Source organism: Sphingopyxis sp. L1A2A (assembly GCF_005502465.1).
In the GTDB taxonomy this organism is placed as follows: domain Bacteria; phylum Pseudomonadota; class Alphaproteobacteria; order Sphingomonadales; family Sphingomonadaceae; genus Sphingopyxis.
The window spans coordinates 91,613-110,859 of sequence record NZ_SCOT01000009.1 but is presented as its reverse complement, the minus strand read 5'-3'; the positions used below and the strand labels follow the sequence as shown (position 1 = coordinate 110,859).

The window sequence follows — 19,247 nt, the reverse complement described above, 5'->3', positions numbered from 1 at the left end:
CCCCTAACCCCTCCCTTACCGGGTGGGGGATTCAGTTCGATCTCCGCCGCGCCTGCTCGGCCTTGAGCGCCGCCGACGGCTCGCCTTTCAGATCACCATAACCCAGCGGTTCGCCGCAGCCCGGACACACCATTGCCGTCCCGACATCGGTGCCGCAGGCGCGGTGGATGTAACGCATCGCCGGCCCGCCGCCGGTCTCGCCTTCGCGATATGCCCAGCGTTCGGCCCAGCCGCGCATCGCATAAAGCACGTCGAACAGATCCTTGCCCTTGTCGGTCAGCCAATATTCGTAGCGGACGGGACGCTCCTGATACGCGCGGCGCTCGACCACGCCTTCGCTCTCGAGCAGCTTGAGCCGCGCCGACACGAGCTGCGGGCCAAGCCCGGTGTTCGCGGCGATGACCTCGAACCGCCGGTTGCCAAAGAATAGGTCGCGCAGGATGAGCAGCACCGCACGATCGCCAAGCAGCTCGGCCGAGCGGCCGACGGGGCAAAAGGTCGCTGACAGATCGGTGCGTTTGGGCATCGACCGTCCTTCATTCCCGTCATTGCGAGCGAAGCGAAGCAATCCAGAGCGGTTTACGCCACTCTGGATTGCTTCGCTTCGCTCGCAATGACGACGTTTTGCCTAGCCTCGGCACTCTACGCTCCCTTCACCGATCAAAATTTCCCTTGTCACTATGATTATCATAGTTACTATCAAGCGCAAGAGGAGAGTCACTCATGCCCAATCCCGCAGCCGTCATCATCGGGGCCGGCGACGCCACCGGCGGCGCCATCGCCCGCGCCTTCGCCGCCGAAGGCCTCACCACCTGCGTCAACCGCCGGACACGCAACGCCGATCAGCTCGAGGCGCTGGCGCAGTCGATCCGCGACGACGGCTTGGCGGCCCGCGCCTTCCCCGCCGACGCGCGCGACGAAGCGGCGATGATCGCGCTGTTCGATCAGGTCGAGGCCGAGGTTGGCCCCATCGAGGTCGCGGTGTTCAACATCGGCGCCAACGTCAATTTCCCGATCGGCGAAACGACGGTGCACGTTTACACCAAGGTCTGGGAAATGGCGTGCCTCGGCGGCTTCCTGATGGGGCGCGAAGCGGCCAAGCGGATGACCCCGCGCGGCCGCGGCACGATCATCTTCACCGGCGCGACCGCATCGTTGCGCGGCGGATCGGGTTTTTCCGCTTTCTCGGGCGCGAAAGCAGCGCTCAGGATGCTCGCGCAGGCGATGGCGCGCGAACTCGGGCCGCAGGGCATCCACGTTGCCCACACCGTCATCGACGGCGCGATCGACACCGACTTCATCAAGGGCCGCCATCCCGATTTTGATAACGCCAAGGCGCAGGATCTGATCCTCAACCCGGCCGCGATCGCCGCCAATTATGTGATGCTTCATCAGCAGCCGAAAAGCGCCTGGACGCACGAACTCGACCTGCGCCCCTGGGGAGAAAAATGGTGACCAGAACCCTCGAACTGATCTTCGATTTCGGCAGCCCCAACGCCTATCTGTCGATGAAGGCGCTGCCCGAACTGCTTGACCGCACCGGCGCCGACCTGATCATCACCCCCTGCCTGCTCGGCGGCATTTTCAAGGCGACGGGCAACAAGGCGCCGATGATCCAATATGCCGACGCCCCGGCCAAGCTCGCTTATGAAAATCTGGAAATGCGGCGCTTCATCGAAAAGCATGGCCTGAACAAGTTCCGCATCAACCCGCATTTCCCCGTCAACACGCTGACGATCATGCGCGGCGCGATCGTCGCCGACGACGAAGGCGTTCTCGACGATTATATCGACGCGGTGAACCGCGCGATGTGGGAAGACGGGCTGAAGATGGACGATCCGGAGGTGATCGCGGCGTTCCTGTCGGCCAACGGCTTCGACGGCCCGGCGCTGCTCGCTCGAACGCAGGAGCCCGAGATCAAGGCGAAGCTGGTCGCCAACACAGAGGCCGCGGTCGCCCGCGGGGTGTTCGGCATCCCGACCTTTTTCGTCGATGGCGAGATGTTCTTTGGCAAGGACAGGCTTGGTCAGGTCGAAGCAGCGCTGCTCACGTAAACACTTCCGTCATTGCGAGCGAAGCGAAGCAATCTCCAGCTATGTCGGGCTTTCCGGCAGCTGGAGATTGCTTCGTCGCTACGCTCCTCGCAATGACAGCGACCAAAATCGTCGCCTACGAAAAATCCAGCTGAATGATGTCGCGCGGCGTCGCCCGACAATACATCTCGATCGCGCGCGCGCCGTCGGGATAGGTCGCGGTCATCGCGGCGCGGATCCGCCAGCCGCCATTGCCCTGTTCGAGCGACACCAGCTTGTCATAGGACAGCCGTGTGCCGCCGGTGACGCCGATCTGCCGCGCCGCGTCGGTCATGCAATTCTGCACCGACGGCCGCGCAGCGCTCGGCAGCCCGCTGAGGTTCGCGCTCAACGTCGCCGGTCCGCGTGCCGGATGCGTCGTCGCGGCGCTGTCGTCGGCGGTGCCATCGGGCTTCTTCTTTTTCTGACTCGCGAGCAGCGCGATCAACCCGCCCGCGACGACAATGCCACCGATGATCAGCCCCGTGCTTGGCCCTTTCTTTTTCTCGGGCTCCGGCTGCGGCAACGGCACCAAGTTGCGATAACCATAAGCGAATTCGGCGCGGCAGCCCTTGTCCACCCAGATGAAATCGCTGGTATAACCCCATTGCCGCCCAGCGTTGCACTTGCCGCCAAGTTTGCGCAGCAATTCGACGCGGCCGTTCGTCGGAACATTGCATTGCTGATATTTATAGCTCCACGATTCGCAGTTCAGCGTCCCCGCATAATCGTCGACCGGCTGCGGCAACGGGGTCGGATAGCCGCCGCTATTGGCATAACCATAAGCGAATTCGGCGCGGCAACCGCCCGACACCCAAATCTGGTTCGCGGTCCAGCCCCAGTCGCGCCCCTTTGAGCAGCGCCCGCCGATCACGCGCAGCAAGTCGACGCGATTGTCGGTGCGCACCGTGCAACGCTGGGTCTTGTTGCTGCGAGATTCGCAGCGGATCGTCCCTGCATAACCATCATAACCGGGCCGCGGCGGCTGGATCTGCGGACCACCCGGCGGTGGATAGGGATAGGTCGATTGCGGCATCGCCGGGACGGCCAGCTGGCTGGCGATCAACCCCGCTGACGTAACGATCGTGACGACATTATTCCGCATGACCTTCTCCCCTGTGAAAAGCCGCTTCAGTTCGCACTGCCCTGGTCGAACCCGGATATCGCGGAGGATAGTTTCATATTCGGGACCGGAAAGCCACGGCGAATACGGTCTGACGGACATGGCAGCGTTTAGCCCCGCTTGCGCCCCTGCGCCCGTGCGCTAAAGACAGCCGATGGATCAAATCGTCATTCGCGGCGGCCAGCGACTCAAGGGCCGTATCCCCATCTCCGGCGCCAAGAATGCGGCGCTCACCCTGCTGCCCTGCGCGCTGCTCACCGACGAGCCGCTGACGCTGCGCAACCTGCCGCGGCTCGCCGACGTCGACGGCTTTGGCCATCTGCTCAACCAGCTCGGTTGCTCGACGACGATCGAGGGATCGCGGCCCGAGGATTTCGGCCGCGTGATGACCGCGCGCACGACTACGCTGACCTCGACCGTCGCGCCCTATGACATCGTCCGCAAGATGCGCGCGTCGATCCTCGTCCTGGGCCCGCTGCTGGCGCGCGCGGGTGAGGCGACCGTGTCGCTGCCCGGCGGCTGCGCGATCGGCAACCGCCCGATCGATCTTCACCTGAAAGCCCTGGAAGCCTTTGGTGCTCAGATCGAGCTGACCTCGGGTTATGTAAAGGCCGTCGCACCCGGCGGACGGCTCGCGGGCGGCAAGTTCACCTTTCCTGTGGTGTCGGTCGGCGCGACTGAAAATGCCCTGATGGCGGCATCGCTCGCCAAGGGCACCTGCGTCCTCGAAAACGCCGCGCGCGAGCCCGAGATTGTCGACCTGTGCAACTGCCTGGTCGCGATGGGCGCGCATATCGACGGCATCGGCACCGAAACGCTGACCATCGAGGGCGTCGATCGGCTCCACGGCGCGACGTACCGCGTCATGGCCGACCGGATCGAAGCGGGCAGCTATGCCTGCGCCGCGGTGATCACCGAAGGCGACGTTGAACTGGTCGGCGCGAAGGCCGACGAGATGGAAGCGACGCTGAGCGCGCTGCGCCAGGCTGGCGCGACGGTCGAGGAAACCAAGACCGGCATCCGCGTTGCGATGTCGGGCCGCGCCGAACCCGTCACCCTGTCGACCGCACCCTATCCCGGCTTTGCGACCGACATGCAGGCACAGTTCATGGCGATGGCGACGCTCGGCAAGGGCGCCAGCCTGTTCACCGAAACGATCTTCGAGAACCGCTACATGCACGTTCCCGAGCTTGCCCGCATGGGCTGTGACATTGATGTGCGCGGCCGCAGCGCGGTGGTGCGCGGGGTCGATCACCTCGTCGGCGCGCCCGTGATGGCGACCGACCTGCGCGCCTCGATGAGCCTGATCATTGCGGGTCTGGCGGCAGAGGGAACGACCGAGGTCAACCGCGTCTATCACCTCGATCGCGGCTACGAGCGGCTGGAAGAGAAATTGCAGGCGGTCGGCGCCGACATCGAGCGGATCAGCGCGGGGTGACGCTTTTCGTCAAATGCTCGGCGCGGCCATAGGGACCGTGCGCCGTGCCTTTGATCCAGTCGCCGAGCAGCTTCAAATAGCCGTCGGTAATCCGCGTACCGCTGCGCGATCCGTCGGCATTGGTTCGATACTCGAACATGCCATGGTCGGTTTCAGGAAAAAGATAGACATCGACCGGCTTGCCGTCCTTCGCCAGCCCGAGCAGCGCGCCACGCGTCGTTTCGATCGGTGCCTCGCGATCCTCTCCGGCCAGCACCCACAGTAGCGGGGTATCGAGCTTTTTGAGCGCCGCAAGCGCATCATAGTCCCAGATCAGTTCCAGATTGTCGAAGCGCGCGCGGCCGACGCGGCGCAGTTCGTCGTTCGACATGCGCAGTATGGCGCCGCTATGCTCGCCCGCAATCGTCGCCGTCCACTGTTTGCCCGCCATGTCGCGGCGCACGGCGTCGAGTTCGTCATACCCCGCGGCAAAATTCGACAGCAGCAGCTTGCTTGTCGCCGCAGACAGCCGGTTGACGAGCTGCACGGCATCATCGCCCCGCCCCGCTGCCCGTACTTCCGAAACCAGCTGCTCGCGATCCTCCTCGATCGGCGACGCGACAAGGCCGAAACCGACCGCGACAAAATCAGCCTTCGTCAACGTCGCAGCGCGCGGTGCGACCCAGCCGCCCTGGCTGCCGCCGAAAAACCCGGCGCGGCCCACACGCCCCGTCGTCATGCTCCGCGCCTGATCGAGCGCCTGCGCCGCATCGGCGGCGAGCAGTTCGAAATTCTGCGTATATTCACCTTCCGACGCGCCCGTCCCGCGCTTGTCATAGACGAACACTGAAACGCCCTGCGCCGCCATCGCATAGCCGTAGACACCGCCGATTGGCGACGTGCGCTCCGATCCGTGTACCATCACCACGAGCGGTCGCTTGGCATCAGCCGCGCCCGGCGGCTCGATCAGCACGCCCGATATCTTTGACCCCACGCTGTCGAACGTCGTCGGCGTTTCGCGAAACGCAATCGGTTTCCACGTCCGGCCTTGGACGCTCACCTTGCCGGTGCCGCACGCCAGCGGCGCGCCCGCATCCGACGTCGCGCCGCGGCGACCGTCGCGAAACAGGTAACGAAGCCCCGGAGCGGGGATCGACGGCAGCGGCACGAGCACAACGAAATCGCCATCGGGCGCTGCATAGGTGCCGGGCTGGCAGTCGGTCTGGGCGACGGCAGGGGCGGACACGAGGGTGGCAAGTAGGACGAGCGTAGTGGCGAGACGTTTCATGTCGCCGACCTATCGAAACGACGCACCGGTGACAACCTGAGCTGAACCTAAGTCTCGCGCTCCACGGGAACCGACACCGTGTTGCCGCTGACCGAAGGCCGGTCTGGCCGTTTCGCCACCGCAATCACCAACCCGATCAGCGCGACCAGTCCGCCGCCGATCGACAGCGGCGCCCAGCGATAGCCCTCGAACAACGTCGAAAACCCCATCGCGATGATCGGGATCAGGACGCTCGACCATGCCGCCTGCCCCGGGCCGACGGCGCGAATGATATTGAAATAGAGCGGGAAGGTCACCGCGCTGGCAATCACGCCAAGATAGAACACGCCGCCAAGATAGCCCGGGGTCATTTCGATCGTCGGCGGCCCCACGGTCATCCAAGCGAACAGCGCATCGCCCAGCGCGCCGAATAGCATCGCCCACGCGATCATCACCGCCATCGACTGCTCGCGCGCGATGCTCGAACCCTGCATCACATTCGAAGCCGATGCGCTCATCACCCCGCACAGGGTCAGTACGGTCCCGATCAGCACTTCGCCCGCGCCGACATTGGCGGCGCGATATTCGTGGAGGATCATCATGCCGACCCCGACGATCGCGATCCCGGCGCCGAGCAGAAAGCGCCCCTCGACCCGCGTCTTCAGGAAAGCGCGGCCGAGCAATGTGTTGGGGACGATCAGCAAAGCAAACAGCACCGCAACCAGTCCCGATGTAATGTGCTGTTCGGCGCGATAGACGAAGTTGAAATTGAGCGCGAACTGCGCGAGGCCCAGCAGCGCGGCAAAGCCCCAGCCCGCCCCCGACAGCGTCAACCGCTCGCGCCGCCATGCCGCATAGGCAAACATCGCCGCCGCCCCGACAAAGAAGCGATAGGCGACCGACCAGCTCGGCGGAACGACACCAAGCTGCCCGGTGATGACGATCCACGTCGATCCCCAGATCAGGGTGACGAACAGGAACGGAAAAAGGACGCGCGGCGTCAGCAGGCCGGGCTGCGCGCTCATAGCGCCGCGATCGCGGCCGCCAGCGGCGCGACCGCCTTCGCATCCTGATCCCAGCTGACGACCAGGCGCGCCGCGCCTTCGCCCCAGTCATAGAAATCGAAGCCGGCGCCGCGCAGTTTCGCCGCCTCGGCCGCGGTCAGGCGCACGAACAATTCATTCGCCTCGACCGGATGCATCAGCCGGTCGCCGCACGCCATCGCCAGCGTCGCCGCCCCGGCGTTGGCGGCGCGCGCGTTGGTCAGCCACAGGTCGTTCGTCAGCATCGCGCGGATCTGCGCCGCGACAAAGCGCCCCTTGCTGAGCAGGTGCCCGCCGCGCTTCTTCAGTTCGCGAACTCCCGGCCCGCCGCTGCCACCAAAGAACACGATCGCCTCGGCCATCATCGCGCCATTTTTGGTAAAGCCGAACGACAGCGCATCGACCCCGGCGCGCCAGGTGACGTCGGCGGGGGCGCAGTCCAGATAGGCGACGGCATTGGCAAAGCGCGCGCCGTCCATGTGCAGCTTCATGCCCTTGCTCTTGGCAATCTCGCTGATCTCGCCGATTTCCTGCGCCCGCCAGGCCAAGCCATATTCGGTCGCGTTGGTGATGCTGATCGCCGCCGGCTGGACCTGATGCACATCCTGCCGGATGCCCGCAATCCGGGCTTTCAACGCCGCAGCGTCGATCTTGGCGCCGCGCCCGGGCAGCGTCATCAGCGTGGCGCCGCCCGAATAAAAGGTCGGCGCACCACATTCATCGACCTCGATATGCGCCTCTTCGTAACAGAGAATGCCCTGCCACGGCCGCACAAAATGGGCGAGAATGATGCTGTTGGCCGCGGTCCCGGTGGGAATCCACACGACTTCGCAATCGCATTCGAACAGCTCGGAAAAGGCCGCGTCGAGCGATTGACTGAGCGCGTCGCCATCATAGGCCGTGTCGACATGATTGGCCGCCGCCAGGGCGTCCATCACCGCCGGATGAACCGTGGCGGCATTGTCGGAGAAAAAACGGGTCGCGGTCACGACTCGCCCCTTAGCGCAGGTCCGGGCGCCATGCTAATGCTACATTGTGGTCGCGTTTCGTCAGGCGGATCGTGCCCAAACTTTACAGCTGCTGATCCGCCGAAGGCTGCCGATATATCCATTTGCTGAACGTGCGCGACTTGCGAACAAGATAGCGGCCGGGCCATATCATCCCGGTCCGCACGCCGTCGCGATTGATCAGCAAACCGACGCGCGGAAAGGCCACCCGGCAGGGGCGCCATTCATAGTCGGGATTGTCCAAGGTCGGTTGATTCTGCATCGCTTCATACTCGCTATATGCCCGCCCCTGGCTATTTTCTTACATATTCTCACTAACTTACCGTTCTATGGCTATCATCGCCATGTGGCAAAGTCATGACGCCATCACGCGGGACGGCGCGGCCGGTTCCCGTCCCGGCGCGGTGTCGCACCGAATATGCGACGAAGCGATCCCGGCCTGTTCAGCCCGGAACGATTCGGTCGGTGACGATGACGTCGGGGCCGCGGTCGGCCCCCGGCTCAGCGGTCGCGCTTGGCGAGCAGTTTCAGGCGCAGCGCGTTCAGTTTGATGAACCCCGCCGCGTCCTTCTGATCATAGGCGCCGGCATCATCCTCGAACGTCACATGGCGTTCGCTGTACAGGCTGTTCGGCGACTTGCGGCCGACGACGCTGGCGTTGCCCTTATAGAGCTTGAGCCGCACGGTGCCGCTGACCTTTTCCTGGCTGTGGTCGATTGCCGCCTGCAGCATTTCGCGCTCGGGCGCGAACCAGAAGCCGTTGTAGATCAGCTCGGCATATTTCGGCATCAGCTCGTCTTTCAGATGCGCGGCGCCGCGGTCGAGGGTGATGCTTTCGATACCGCGGTGGGCGCGCGCATAGATTTCGCCGCCCGGCGTTTCGTACATGCCGCGCGATTTCATGCCGACGAAGCGGTTCTCGACCAGGTCGAGGCGGCCGATGCCATGTTTGCGGCCGAGATCGTTCAGCGCCGCGAGCAAGGTCGCGGGCGACATCGCTTGGCCGTTCAGCGCGACGCCATCGCCGCGCTCGAAATCGACGGTGATATATTCGGGGGTGTCCGGCGCATCCTCGGGATTGACGGTGCGCGAATAGACATAGTCGGGGGTCTCGTCCCACGGGTTTTCCAGGACTTTGCCCTCCGACGAGGTGTGGAGAAGGTTGGCGTCGGTCGAAAACGGGCTTTCGCCGCGCTTGTCCTTGGGCACGGGAATCTGGTGCTGCTCGGCAAATTCGATCAATGCGGTGCGGCTCGCCAAATCCCATTCGCGCCACGGCGCAATCACCTTGATGTCGGGGTTCAGCGCATAGGCCGACAGCTCGAACCGCACCTGATCATTGCCCTTGCCCGTCGCGCCATGCGCCACCGCGTCGGCGCCGGTTTCCTGCGCAATCTCGACCAACCGCTTGGAAATCAGCGGCCGCGCGATCGAGGTGCCGAGCAGATAATCGCCCTCGTAGCGCGCATTGGCGCGCATCATCGGAAAGACGAAGTCGCGGACAAATTCCTCTTTCAGATCATCGATATAGATATGTTCGGGCTTGACCCCCATCATCACCGCCTTGGCGCGCGCGGGTTCCAGTTCCTCGCCCTGCCCCAGATCGGCGGTAAAGGTCACCACTTCGCAGCCATAAGTGACCTGCAGCCACTTCAGAATGACGCTGGTATCGAGACCGCCCGAATAGGCGAGGACGACGCGCTTGAAGGACTCGGACATGATGACACCTTTGGCGTATGAGGACAGACGCGGGCGCGGCTAGCAGCCCGCCGCGCAGCGCGCAACCGGCGCCTGTATGGTACCGCTCCGGCGTGCTTTATTCGCTTGGCCGCCCTCGCCGCCGCCGCTAGTATCAAATGATACCTTATAACGCCGAAGAGGATCCTCATGCGCCTGACCCTTGCCCTGACCTTCGCCGCTCTCGCCGCCTTAAACACCGTCAGCCCGGCCGCCGCCGAAGAGGGCATGTGGACTTTTGACGGCGTTCCCACCGACGCGATCCGCAAGGCCTATGGCTGGGCGCCCGACCAGCAATGGCTCGCGCGGACTCAGGCGGCCGCAGTGCGGCTGACCGGCGGCTGCTCGGCCTCCTTTGTGTCGAGCGAGGGGCTGATCCTGACCAACCATCATTGCGTCATCGGCTGCCTGCAAAACCTATCGACCGCCGACAGCGATCTGGTTGCCGGCGGGTTCAACCCCGCCGACCGCGCGCGCGAACGCAAATGCCCGGGACAACAGGCCGAGGTCGTCACGTCGATCACCGACGCCACCGCCGACATTCAGGGCGCGATCGGCACGCTGACCGGCGAAGCACTGGTCAAGGCGCGCGACGCGCGGATCGCCGAACTGGAATCGGCGGGCTGCACCGATCGCGATAAGACGCGCTGTCAGGTTGTGACTTTGTTCGGCGGCGGCCAGTACAAGCTGTATAAATATCGCAAGTACAGCGACGTCCGCATCGCCTGGGCGCCCGAATTCCAGGCGGCCTTCTTTGGCGGCGACCCCGACAATTTCAACTTCCCGCGCTATGCGATGGATGCCGCGTTCCTGCGCGCCTATGAAGACGGCAAGCCGGTGGCGACGCCGGTGCATCTCAAATGGAACCCACGCGCGCCGCAAGCCGGCGAAATCACCTTCGTCGTCGGCAACCCCGGCTCGACCCAGCGCCTGCTGACCGAAACCCAGCGCGAATTCCAGCGCAGCGAACGCCTGCCGTTGACCCTGATCCTGCTGTCCGAGTTCCGCGGCCGCCTGATCGCCGAGATGGACGAAAGTCCGGCAAAGACACGCGAGGGCGGCGACGAGCTGTTCGGTTATGAAAATAGCTTCAAGGCGCTGTCGGGGCAGTTCCGGGCGCTCAACGATCCGGCCTTCACCGCCAAGCTGACCGCCGAAGAAGCCGATCTGCGCGCGCGGGTAAAGGGCAATGCCGAAATCGGTGATCCCTGGTCCGAAATCGGCACAGCGATGGCCGAACGGCGCAACACCTATTTCGACAGCGTGTTCCTGCAAAGCGGCCCCGCCAGCTATTCGACACTCGCGGGTTACGCGCAGACGCTGGTGCGCGCCGCGGCCGAACGCGGCAAGCCGAACAATGAACGCCTGCCCGGCTTTACCGATTCGGCGCTGCCGCTGACCGAAAAGCGGCTGACCGATCCGGTGCCGACCTATCCCTGGCTGGAAGAACTGGGGGTCAGCTTCTGGGCCAGCAAGGCGCGCGAATATCTGGGCGCCGACAATGCAGACGTCAAAATGCTGCTGGGCAAGGAAAGCCCCGAAGCCCTCGGCAAGCGGCTGGTGACCGGAACGAAGCTGGCCGACCCCGCTTACCGCAAACAATTGTGGGAGGGCGGCGCGGCCGCGATTGCGGCGTCGGACGATCCGATGATCCGTTTTTTTGCCGCGCTCGATCCGCGCGCCCGCGCGATCAAAACGGCGTTCGACCGCGACTATGACGCGCCGGTTACCGCGGCGCAGGCGCGGCTCGCAAAGGCACGTTTCGCGGCCTATGGCGACAGCCTCTATCCCGACGCGACCTTCACGCTGCGGCTGTCCTATGGCCAGGTCAAGGGGTGGGACGAGCGCGGCAAGCCGGTCGCGCCGACGACGGTGATGGGCGGCACCTATGACCGGGCGACGGGTCAGGCGCCCTATCAACTCGCCAAGGGCTTCGTCGATGCCGAAAGCCGGATCGACAAGGCGGCGGTGTATAATTTCGTCACCACCAACGACATCATCGGCGGCAATTCGGGATCGCCGGTGATCGCGCGCGACGGCAGCGTGATCGGCGCCGCCTTCGACGGCAACATCCACTCGCTCGGCGGCAATTTCGGCTATGACGCGACGCTGAACCGCACCGTCGTCGTGTCGAGCGCGGCGGTGCAGCAGGCGCTGGAGAAAATCTGGCCCGCCCCGGCGCTGGTGGCCGAACTTGCAGGCAAGCGCCCGCGGCGCTGACCGCGCGGCAAGTCCAGCGGGTTCGCTGCGCGCGACCCCGCTGGACTTGGATTTTCCCCGCCAAACCGCTATTTCGATCGCGGGAGACACGCGATGGCCAAAACCGAAATCAAGACCAAAGCCACTGAAGTCGGCGTCGCCGACTTCATCGCCGCGGTGCCCGAAGCGCGACGGCGCAAGGAGGCCGCGGTGGTCGATGCGATCCATCGCCGCGTGACCGGGCTCGAACCGAAAATGTGGGAGCCGTCGATCATCGGGTACGGTAGTTATGACTATACATATGACAGCGGCCATTCGGGAACGATGTGCCGCGCCGGGTTCAGCCCGCGCAAGGCGGCGCTGACGCTGTATCTGATGGGTAATTACTGCAATCGGCAGGGCGAAGCCGACGCGTTGTTCGCGCGGCTCGGCAAGCACAAGACGGGCAAGTCCTGCCTGTATATCAACAAGCTGGCCGACGTCGATGTCGATGTGCTGGAACAGTTGGTCGCGCTCAGCTGGGACAGCATGAACGAGCTTTATCCGCGCTAAATCCTCCCCCTTGATGGGGGAGGCAGCGAGACTTGCGAACTTGTTCGTTAGTCGCAGCGGAGGGGGTGGGCTCTCGGCCTGACGCGACGGCGCGATGACGCACCATCACCCTCATCCAACTTCGCCTAATCGCTCCGCGATAAGGCTGCGTATCCTTCTCCCATCAAGGGAGAAGGCGGTTCAAATCCCTGCATACCATTCGTAATCGATGCGGTCTTCCCAATAGCCGCCCTTGCCCGCGCCGATGGCGTCGAGGCTGGTGACCGCCTCGATCGCGTTCACATATTTGGCGTGCTTATAGCCAAGCTGGCGCTCGATCCGCAGCCGCAACGGCGCACCATTGGCGATCGGCAGCACCGCATCGTTGAGCGCCCACGCCATGATCGTCTGCGGATGCCGCGCATCGACCATGTCGCAGCTTTCATAATAGAGCGCATCGCCAAGCCGGTCGGCGCAGCGAAACACGATGTAGCGCGCGCTGTCCTTGACCCCAGCGGCGGCCAGGATGCGGCTGAGCTGCACCCCGGTCCATTGCCCGATCGCGCTCCACCCTTCGACGCAGTCGTGGCGGGTGATCTGGGTGCGCTGCGGCATCGCGCGGATGTCGGCCATCGACAGCGACAGCGGCCGCGCCACCAGCCCGGTGACCGCGACCCGCCAGTCGGCAAAGCCGCTCGCCGCATGCGCGGCATAAGCGGCGCCCGCGGGCAGCCGCGTCCCGTTCGGCCGGAAGTAGGGCGACCGGTCGGCGCGGCTGAACTCGCGCGCCAGCGCATTCCGATCGGTCAATGCCCGCTGGCTCGCGCGGTTCATCTCTTCGCCCATCGACAATATCTTGCGCACCGCGGGCGCGTCGTTGATCGCATCGCAGGCCGAGAGCAGCGGCAGCGCCGCCGCCAGCCCCCCGGCGCGGGCGATCAATTGCCGCCGCGGCAGGATGAACTCGCTCATGCGTCTTTCTCCGGCGGCAAGCGGAACCAGCCGGTCACCATCGAGCGGACCTCGTTCAACAGCCCCGCCAATAACACCATGACGATATGGACGACAAAAAACGCGATCAGCGCCCACGCCGCGATGAAGTGGATCGACCGCGCCGACTGCCGCCCGCCGAACAGGTCGAGCAGCCATGGGGCGCTGGCGTTCAGCCCCGGCGACATCGTCAGCCCGGTCGCGATCATCAGCGGCAGCAGGATGAAGATCACGCCGATATAGCTGAGCTTTTGCAGGATGCCGTAACGCGCCGCCGCCTCGCCCGTCGGAAAGCGCAGCCGCGCGTGATCCTTCACATCGTGCCAGATGTGGCGCGGCGACCATTCGCCGCGGCGCACATGCAAATCCTTGCGGAGATGCTCAGCAACCGCGGTCCACAGCATATAGAGCGTCAGCCCGATCGCCATCACCCACGCGAAAAACAGATGCCAGCGCCGCCCGTCGGCCAGGCTATAGCTGGTCGGGATTGTCGCCCAGCCCGGAAAGGCCCAGGTCTTTTCGACGCCCTCGGCGTTGGTCCAGCGGCCGAGCACCCCGGTCGTGTCGACCCGCCAATCGCCGACGCGCAGATAGCCGCTGTCGGGGGTCGACCCGATCACCAGCCAGGCGCGGTCGAAATTGGCGCCATATTCGCCCCAGTAAAGCCGCGGATGCGCGTTAAAAATCGTCAGCCCGCTCATCAGCAGGATCAACAGCGTGACGGCGTTGACCCAGTGCCAGACCCGCGTCGGCAGCCGGTGGCGATACACGCGCACCGGTGCCAACGACGTCGGCGCCGACGGAGCAACGGGAGTTTCAGCCTCGGCCATGATCCCGGTTCGCCCCTTCACCGCAAAAAGTTACGCGACGACCTCCGCCGCATATTCGGCGCGATAGTGATTGCGCAAACTGACCTTGTCGATCTTTTCGCTGCCCAGCTTCGGCAATGCGTCGCTCGCCATCCAGATTTTGCACGGCACCTTATAGGGCGCCAGCCGCGCGCTGAGGAACGAGCACATGTCCTCCGCGGTCACGCTGCTGCCGGGCTTGACCCAGACAACCGCACCGACAACCTCGCCCAGTCGTTCGTCGGGCAGGCCGAACACCGCACATTCATTGGCGTCGGGATGCTCGTAGATCGCGGCTTCGACTTCCTGACAGCTGATATTCTCGCCGCCGCGGATGATGATGTCCTTCTTGCGATCGACGATGAACAGATAACCGTCCTCATCGACATAGCCGAGATCGCCCGACCGGAAATAACCATTGTCGAAAAACGCCGCCTTGGTCGCCGCCTCATTGTTCCAATAGCCCGAAAAATTGGCGACCGATCGGATGCACACTTCGCCAACGCTGCCCTGCGGCAGGGCGTTGCCATTGTCGTCGAGGATCGCCATGTCGACCAGCGGCTTCGACGCCGGGCCCGTCGACAGCGGCTTGGCGACATAATTTTCGTTGATGATGCCGCACCCGACCGCATTGGTTTCGGTCAGGCCATAACCCAGCAGCGGCTTGGCCTCGCCCATTTCGGACGCCAGGCGCCGCACATGTTCGGGCGGCCGCGGCGCGCCGCCGCCGGCATAGCTTTTGCACGTCGATAGATCGTAATTCTTGCGGTTCGGGCTGACCAATATCTCGTAACTCATCAGCGGCACGCCGACGAAATAATTGCACTTTTCGTCCTGGATCAGCCGCATCGCTTCATCGGCGTTCCATTTCGGCATCAGCACCAGTTTGCGGCCCAGCGCGAAACTTTGCAGGAACACCGGCACTTCGGCGGTGACATGGAACAGCGGGGTGCAGATCAAGGTCGCGGGCTGAATGTCCGACATCAGCCCGTCTTCGGTCAGCAGATGGACGATGCTCGCGGTCTGGGTGACATAGTTGAAGATCGCCTGGCATATCGCCTCGTGGCGCGAAAAGGCGCCCTTCGACTGGCCGGTCGAGCCCGAGGTGAACAGGATCGTCGCCAGATCCTGCCCGGTCAGCACCGGCAGCGTGGTCGCGGCGCTGCCCCCCGCACCGGTGAGCGGCGCGATCGCCTGATCGATCGGCTGCCGGATATCGAGGGTGATGACCTTGGCGCCATGCTCGACCTCTGCGAGCCGCGCCGCGCGCTGTTCATCGGCAATCACCAGCCTGGTTTCGCTGTCGGTAATTCCCGCCGCCAGCTCGCCCCCCTGCCACCAGCCGTTGAGCAAGGTCGCGCAGCCACCCGCCAGCAGGATGCCGATATAAGCAACGCACCACGCATTGGCGTTGCGCATCGCCAGCCCGACGCGGTCGCCGCGCTGCACGCCATGGCCGTCGATCAATCCCGCCGCGACCTGCCGGGCGGCGACATAGACCTGCTTGAACGACAGCCGTTCGTCGCCCTCGACCAGAAAGGTCGCGTCGCCATGCTGCGCCGCAAAAAACGCAACATAATCCGCCAGATTGGTCGGGGCGTTGGTGATAAAGGGCAGCTGCCGGCCGAAGCGTTCGACCGACCCGACCTGGATCGGTCCGCCCGGACCGGTGATCAGATTATAGGCGGCTTCCAGGCGCAAATCGAGCGCTGATGGCATCTTGTATCTCTCCTCTTGGTCTCGCTGGCCTAACCCCTTATGGGGAGGCCTCTCCTGGGGAAGGACCGCGCGACTTTATGTTTCTTTTTGCAACCCTAGCCGAAGCAACGCAATATGTGAACTTCCATGACCTGATGGGAGAAAACAGCGAGATTGCGTTCAGCATTTTCGGCCTGCCGATCCGTTGGTACGCGCTCGCCTATCTCGCCGGCATCTTTGTCGGCTATTGGTATCTGCTCAAGCTGATTGCGCAGCCGGGCGCGCCGATGGCGCGGCGCCATGCCGACGACATGATTTTTTACGCGATGCTCGGGATCATCATCGGCGGGCGGCTCGGCTATGTGCTGTTCTATAATCTGGGCGAATATATCAAGGAACCGCTCGGTGTCTTTCGCCTGTGGGACGGCGGCATGTCGCTGCATGGCGGCGTCATCGGCGTGCTGATCGCGATCTGGTATGTGACGCGCAAGGAGAAGCTCAGCTTCCTGCGCTTTTGCGATTATGTCGCCTGCGTCATCCCGTTCGGCCTGTTTTTTGGCCGCATGGCCAATTTCGTCAACGGTGAGCTGTGGGGCCGCGAAACCAAGGTGCCTTGGGGGATCATCTTTCCCGACAGTGGATCGATGGAAGCGCGCCACCCGAGCCAGCTTTACGAAGCCGGTCTCGAAGGACTGCTGATGATGGCGGTCCTGACCTTCCTCTTCTGGCGGACCGATGCGCGTTATAAACCCGGATTCCTGTTCGGCATGGCGGCGATCATCTATGGCCTCAGCCGTTTCGCTGTCGAATTTGTGCGCGAACCCGATGTGCAGCTGGGTACATTGTCGTGGGGGCTGACGATGGGGCAGACGCTGACCATTCCGATGCTGCTGATCGGTTTCTGGCTCGTCGCGACCGCCAAAGGCCGCCGCCAGCGGATCGAGCCGGTCGCCGGACCCGACAGCGTTGCGTGACGGACCGCCGACGCCTGCCCAGTTGATCGGCGACATCGCCGCGGCGCGGGCGACGACGGTCGCCGATTTCATGGCCGCGGCGAACAGCCATTATTATGCGACGCGCGACCCGCTCGGCGCCGCGGGTGATTTCACCACCGCGCCCGAAATCAGCCAGATGTTCGGCGAGATGATCGGCATCTGGATCGCCGACCTGTGCGCGCGCGCGGGCAATCCGGCGTTCCGCTATGTCGAGCTTGGCCCCGGACGCGGCACCCTCGCCGCCGATGCCTTGCGCACCATGGCGCGCTTCGGCTGCACGCCGATCGGCATCCATCTGGTCGAGACGAGCCCCACGCTGCGCGCGGCACAGCGCACCCGCCTGCCCACGGCCGCGCATCACGACGACGTCGATACCCTCCCCGACGACGCGCCGCTGATCATCGTCGCCAACGAGTTTTTCGATGCCCTGCCGATCCACCAATATATCCGCACCGCAGACGGGTGGCGCGAGCATATGGTCGAACGGCGGGGCGACAAGCTCGCCGCCATGCCGGGGAAAACGCCCGCCGATGACATCGTCCCCGCGGCGCTCCGCACCGCCGCCGTGGGAAGCATCGTCGAAACCGCCCCGGCGGCGGCAGCGATCATGCAGGGCTGCGCTTTTCGTCTTGCGCGGCTGGGCGGGGCAATGTTGGTGATCGACTATGGTCATGCCGGTCCCGTGGTCGGCGACACGCTGCAAGCGGTCAAGGCGCACCGCTTTGCCGACCCCTTTGCCGATCCGGGCGAGGTTGACCTTACCACCCACGTCGATTTCACCGCGCTCGCCGACGCGGCGCGGCCCGCCGGGGCGGCGGTCACTGCTGTTGCCATCCAGGGCGACTGGCTGCAACGGCTGGGCATCGATGCGCGGCTGCAATCGCTGGCCACCGCCGCGCCGACCCGCGCCGCCGAATTGCAGGGCCAGCGCGACCGGCTTGTCGCCGCCGATGCGATGGGTGAATTGTTCAAGGTGATGGCCATCACCGCACCGGGCTGGCCCCACCCCACCGGCTTCACAGGAGGCGCCGCATGACCGCGATACAATTGGCAACGCCCGGTGACGCCGAGGCGATCGCCGCCTTTGCCAACGGATCCTTCACCCACACCTTCGGCCATATCTATGACCCAGCCGACCTTGCAACCTTCCTCGCCGACTGGAACCCGCCCGCACGGGTGCGCGCGCAGCTCGCCGACCCCGGCTACGCCATCGCGCTGGTCCGCGACGAGGCGGCGGCCATCCTCGGCTATATCAAGATGGGGCCGGTCGATTTCGACCTTCCCACTGAGCAGCCGACCGGCGATGCCGTCGAGTTGCACCAGCTCTATGTTGCCGATGCGGCAAAGGGAACGGGCGTCGCGGTGGCGCTGATGGAATGGGGCATCGCCTGGGCGCGCGCGCGCGCGTCGATCCTCTACCTCACCGTGTTCACCGAAAATGACCGCGCCCAGGCCTTTTACCGGCGCTATGGTTTTTACGACGTCGGCCGTAACGAATTTCGCGTCGGCAATCATGTCGACGAAGATCGTTTTTTCAGGCTCGATCTATGACCGCGCCGTTCGTCACCGCAGAACCGCTGGGCGACATCGCGCACGGCTTCTTCGGCCGCCGCGGCGGCGTATCGAGCGGCGAACTGGCCTCACTTAACTGCGGCCTCGGCTCGGGCGACGACCCGGCGCTGATCGCCGAGAACCGGCGCCGCGTCGCTGATGCCGTGCTCCCCGGCGGGGCGCTCACCGGCGTTTATCAGGTTCATGGCAACCGCTGCCTTATCGTCGATGACGCGACCGACCTTGCCGCGCGGCCGGATGCCGACGCGCTCGCCACCCGCACCCGCGGCATATTGCTCGGTATACTGACCGCCGACTGCGTCCCGGTGCTGTTTGCGGACCGCGACGCAGGGGTCGTCGGCGCGGCCCACGCCGGGTGGAAAGGCGCGCTGGCCGGGGTCACCGACGCCACGCTCGCCGCGATGGAAAGCCTTGGCGCGCACCGCGCCAACATTGCCGCCGCGATCGGCCCGTGCATTGCGCGCGCTTCCTATGAGGTCGACGACGGATTTGTGCAGCGCTTCACTACTGACGATCCCGCCAACGAACGCTTCTTTTCCGCGGGCAAACCCGGTCATGCGATGTTCGACATCGCCGCCTATGTCGCAGCCCGCCTCGCTGCGGCGGGGGTGACCCGAATTGCCATCGGCGGGCAGGACACCTATGTCGAGGCGGAGGATTATTTCAGCTATCGCCGCGCATGCCATAAAGGGGAAAATACCTATGGCCGCCAATTGTCGGTGATCGGCCTGAACTGACACCAATGGGG

18 protein-coding genes are annotated in these 19,247 nt (G+C 64.5%); 9 read left to right on the top strand and 9 right to left on the bottom strand.

Features of this window, described 5'->3' with window-relative positions:
- Nucleotides 1-31 precede the first annotated feature (31 nt).
- Nucleotides 32-526: a helix-turn-helix domain-containing protein gene (locus FFS68_RS08230; protein ID WP_137752703.1), complete on the bottom strand. Its 495-nt coding sequence runs from the start codon at nucleotides 524-526 to the stop codon at nucleotides 32-34.
- A 197-nt stretch (nucleotides 527-723) separates the two neighbouring features.
- Between FFS68_RS08230 and FFS68_RS08225 the strand changes: the two genes are divergently transcribed.
- Nucleotides 724-1,455, top strand: coding sequence for an SDR family oxidoreductase (locus FFS68_RS08225; protein WP_137752702.1), 732 nt, complete (start codon nucleotides 724-726; stop codon nucleotides 1,453-1,455).
- On the top strand, nucleotides 1,449-2,054 hold the full coding sequence (locus FFS68_RS08220) for a 2-hydroxychromene-2-carboxylate isomerase (RefSeq protein WP_137752701.1): 606 nt from the start codon (nucleotides 1,449-1,451) through the stop codon (nucleotides 2,052-2,054). The genes FFS68_RS08225 and FFS68_RS08220 overlap by 7 nt, the downstream gene beginning before the upstream one ends.
- A gap of 115 nt (nucleotides 2,055-2,169) precedes the next feature.
- On the opposite strand, the gene FFS68_RS08215 is transcribed toward FFS68_RS08220, so the two are convergent.
- Nucleotides 2,170-3,177, bottom strand: a complete 1,008-nt coding sequence (locus FFS68_RS08215) for a DUF3011 domain-containing protein (RefSeq protein WP_171003782.1) — start codon at nucleotides 3,175-3,177, stop codon at nucleotides 2,170-2,172.
- A gap of 172 nt (nucleotides 3,178-3,349) precedes the next feature.
- Between FFS68_RS08215 and murA the strand changes: the two genes are divergently transcribed.
- Nucleotides 3,350-4,633: a UDP-N-acetylglucosamine 1-carboxyvinyltransferase gene (murA, locus tag FFS68_RS08210; protein WP_137752699.1), complete on the top strand. Its 1,284-nt coding sequence runs from the start codon at nucleotides 3,350-3,352 to the stop codon at nucleotides 4,631-4,633.
- On the opposite strand, the gene FFS68_RS08205 is transcribed toward murA, so the two are convergent.
- The 4 genes from FFS68_RS08205 to FFS68_RS08190 form a co-directional block, all read right to left on the bottom strand.
- The gene (locus FFS68_RS08205; RefSeq protein ID WP_137752698.1) at nucleotides 4,620-5,900 is read right to left on the bottom strand and encodes an alpha/beta hydrolase; all 1,281 of its coding nucleotides are present in this window, start codon (nucleotides 5,898-5,900) and stop codon (nucleotides 4,620-4,622) included. The two genes, murA and FFS68_RS08205, sit on opposite strands and share 14 nt — an antisense overlap.
- Before the next feature lie 47 nt (nucleotides 5,901-5,947).
- Nucleotides 5,948-6,904 (bottom strand): DMT family transporter, encoded by a 957-nt coding sequence (locus tag FFS68_RS08200; protein WP_137752697.1) that lies wholly within the window; start codon nucleotides 6,902-6,904, stop codon nucleotides 5,948-5,950.
- Nucleotides 6,901-7,911: a beta-eliminating lyase-related protein gene (locus tag FFS68_RS08195; protein ID WP_137752696.1), complete on the bottom strand. Its 1,011-nt coding sequence runs from the start codon at nucleotides 7,909-7,911 to the stop codon at nucleotides 6,901-6,903. Before FFS68_RS08195 ends, FFS68_RS08200 begins: the two co-directional genes overlap by 4 nt.
- 519 nt (nucleotides 7,912-8,430) lie before the next feature.
- On the bottom strand, nucleotides 8,431-9,648 hold the full coding sequence (locus FFS68_RS08190; RefSeq protein WP_137752695.1) for an argininosuccinate synthase: 1,218 nt from the start codon (nucleotides 9,646-9,648) through the stop codon (nucleotides 8,431-8,433).
- A gap of 168 nt (nucleotides 9,649-9,816) precedes the next feature.
- On the opposite strand from FFS68_RS08190, the gene FFS68_RS08185 reads away from it, so the two are divergent.
- Both FFS68_RS08185 and FFS68_RS08180 read left to right on the top strand, forming a co-directional pair.
- A complete protein-coding gene (locus FFS68_RS08185) occupies nucleotides 9,817-11,886 on the top strand; it encodes a S46 family peptidase (protein WP_137752694.1) in 2,070 nt (689 codons plus the stop codon).
- Between the two features lie 93 nt (nucleotides 11,887-11,979).
- A complete protein-coding gene (locus tag FFS68_RS08180) occupies nucleotides 11,980-12,417 on the top strand; it encodes a DUF1801 domain-containing protein (protein ID WP_137752693.1) in 438 nt (145 codons plus the stop codon).
- Nucleotides 12,418-12,597: 180 nt separating this feature from the next.
- On the opposite strand, the gene FFS68_RS08175 is transcribed toward FFS68_RS08180, so the two are convergent.
- Genes FFS68_RS08175 through FFS68_RS08165 form a run of 3 tightly spaced genes read right to left on the bottom strand, consistent with a single transcriptional unit; the run spans nucleotide 12,598 to nucleotide 15,953 of the window.
- Nucleotides 12,598-13,368 (bottom strand): molybdopterin-dependent oxidoreductase, encoded by a 771-nt coding sequence (locus tag FFS68_RS08175; RefSeq protein WP_137752692.1) that lies wholly within the window; start codon nucleotides 13,366-13,368, stop codon nucleotides 12,598-12,600.
- Nucleotides 13,365-14,216, bottom strand: coding sequence for a cytochrome b/b6 domain-containing protein (locus FFS68_RS08170; RefSeq protein ID WP_137752691.1), 852 nt, complete (start codon nucleotides 14,214-14,216; stop codon nucleotides 13,365-13,367). Before FFS68_RS08170 ends, FFS68_RS08175 begins: the two co-directional genes overlap by 4 nt.
- 30 nt (nucleotides 14,217-14,246) lie before the next feature.
- Nucleotides 14,247-15,953, bottom strand: coding sequence for a class I adenylate-forming enzyme family protein (locus FFS68_RS08165; protein WP_137752690.1), 1,707 nt, complete (start codon nucleotides 15,951-15,953; stop codon nucleotides 14,247-14,249).
- A gap of 134 nt (nucleotides 15,954-16,087) precedes the next feature.
- Here FFS68_RS08165 and lgt point away from each other — a divergent pair, with 134 nt between their 5' ends.
- From lgt to pgeF, 4 genes are read left to right on the top strand one after another with little or no spacing between them, the layout of a single operon-like run.
- Nucleotides 16,088-16,906: a prolipoprotein diacylglyceryl transferase gene (gene lgt / locus FFS68_RS08160; protein ID WP_249340078.1), complete on the top strand. Its 819-nt coding sequence runs from the start codon at nucleotides 16,088-16,090 to the stop codon at nucleotides 16,904-16,906.
- The gene (locus tag FFS68_RS08155; protein ID WP_249340076.1) at nucleotides 16,899-17,963 is read left to right on the top strand and encodes an SAM-dependent methyltransferase; all 1,065 of its coding nucleotides are present in this window, start codon (nucleotides 16,899-16,901) and stop codon (nucleotides 17,961-17,963) included. The genes lgt and FFS68_RS08155 overlap by 8 nt, the downstream gene beginning before the upstream one ends.
- Nucleotides 17,960-18,478, top strand: coding sequence for a GNAT family N-acetyltransferase (locus tag FFS68_RS08150; protein WP_137752688.1), 519 nt, complete (start codon nucleotides 17,960-17,962; stop codon nucleotides 18,476-18,478). The genes FFS68_RS08155 and FFS68_RS08150 overlap by 4 nt, the downstream gene beginning before the upstream one ends.
- Nucleotides 18,475-19,236, top strand: coding sequence for a peptidoglycan editing factor PgeF (gene pgeF, locus FFS68_RS08145; RefSeq protein WP_137752687.1), 762 nt, complete (start codon nucleotides 18,475-18,477; stop codon nucleotides 19,234-19,236). The genes FFS68_RS08150 and pgeF overlap by 4 nt, the downstream gene beginning before the upstream one ends.
- Nucleotides 19,237-19,247 lie beyond the last annotated feature (11 nt).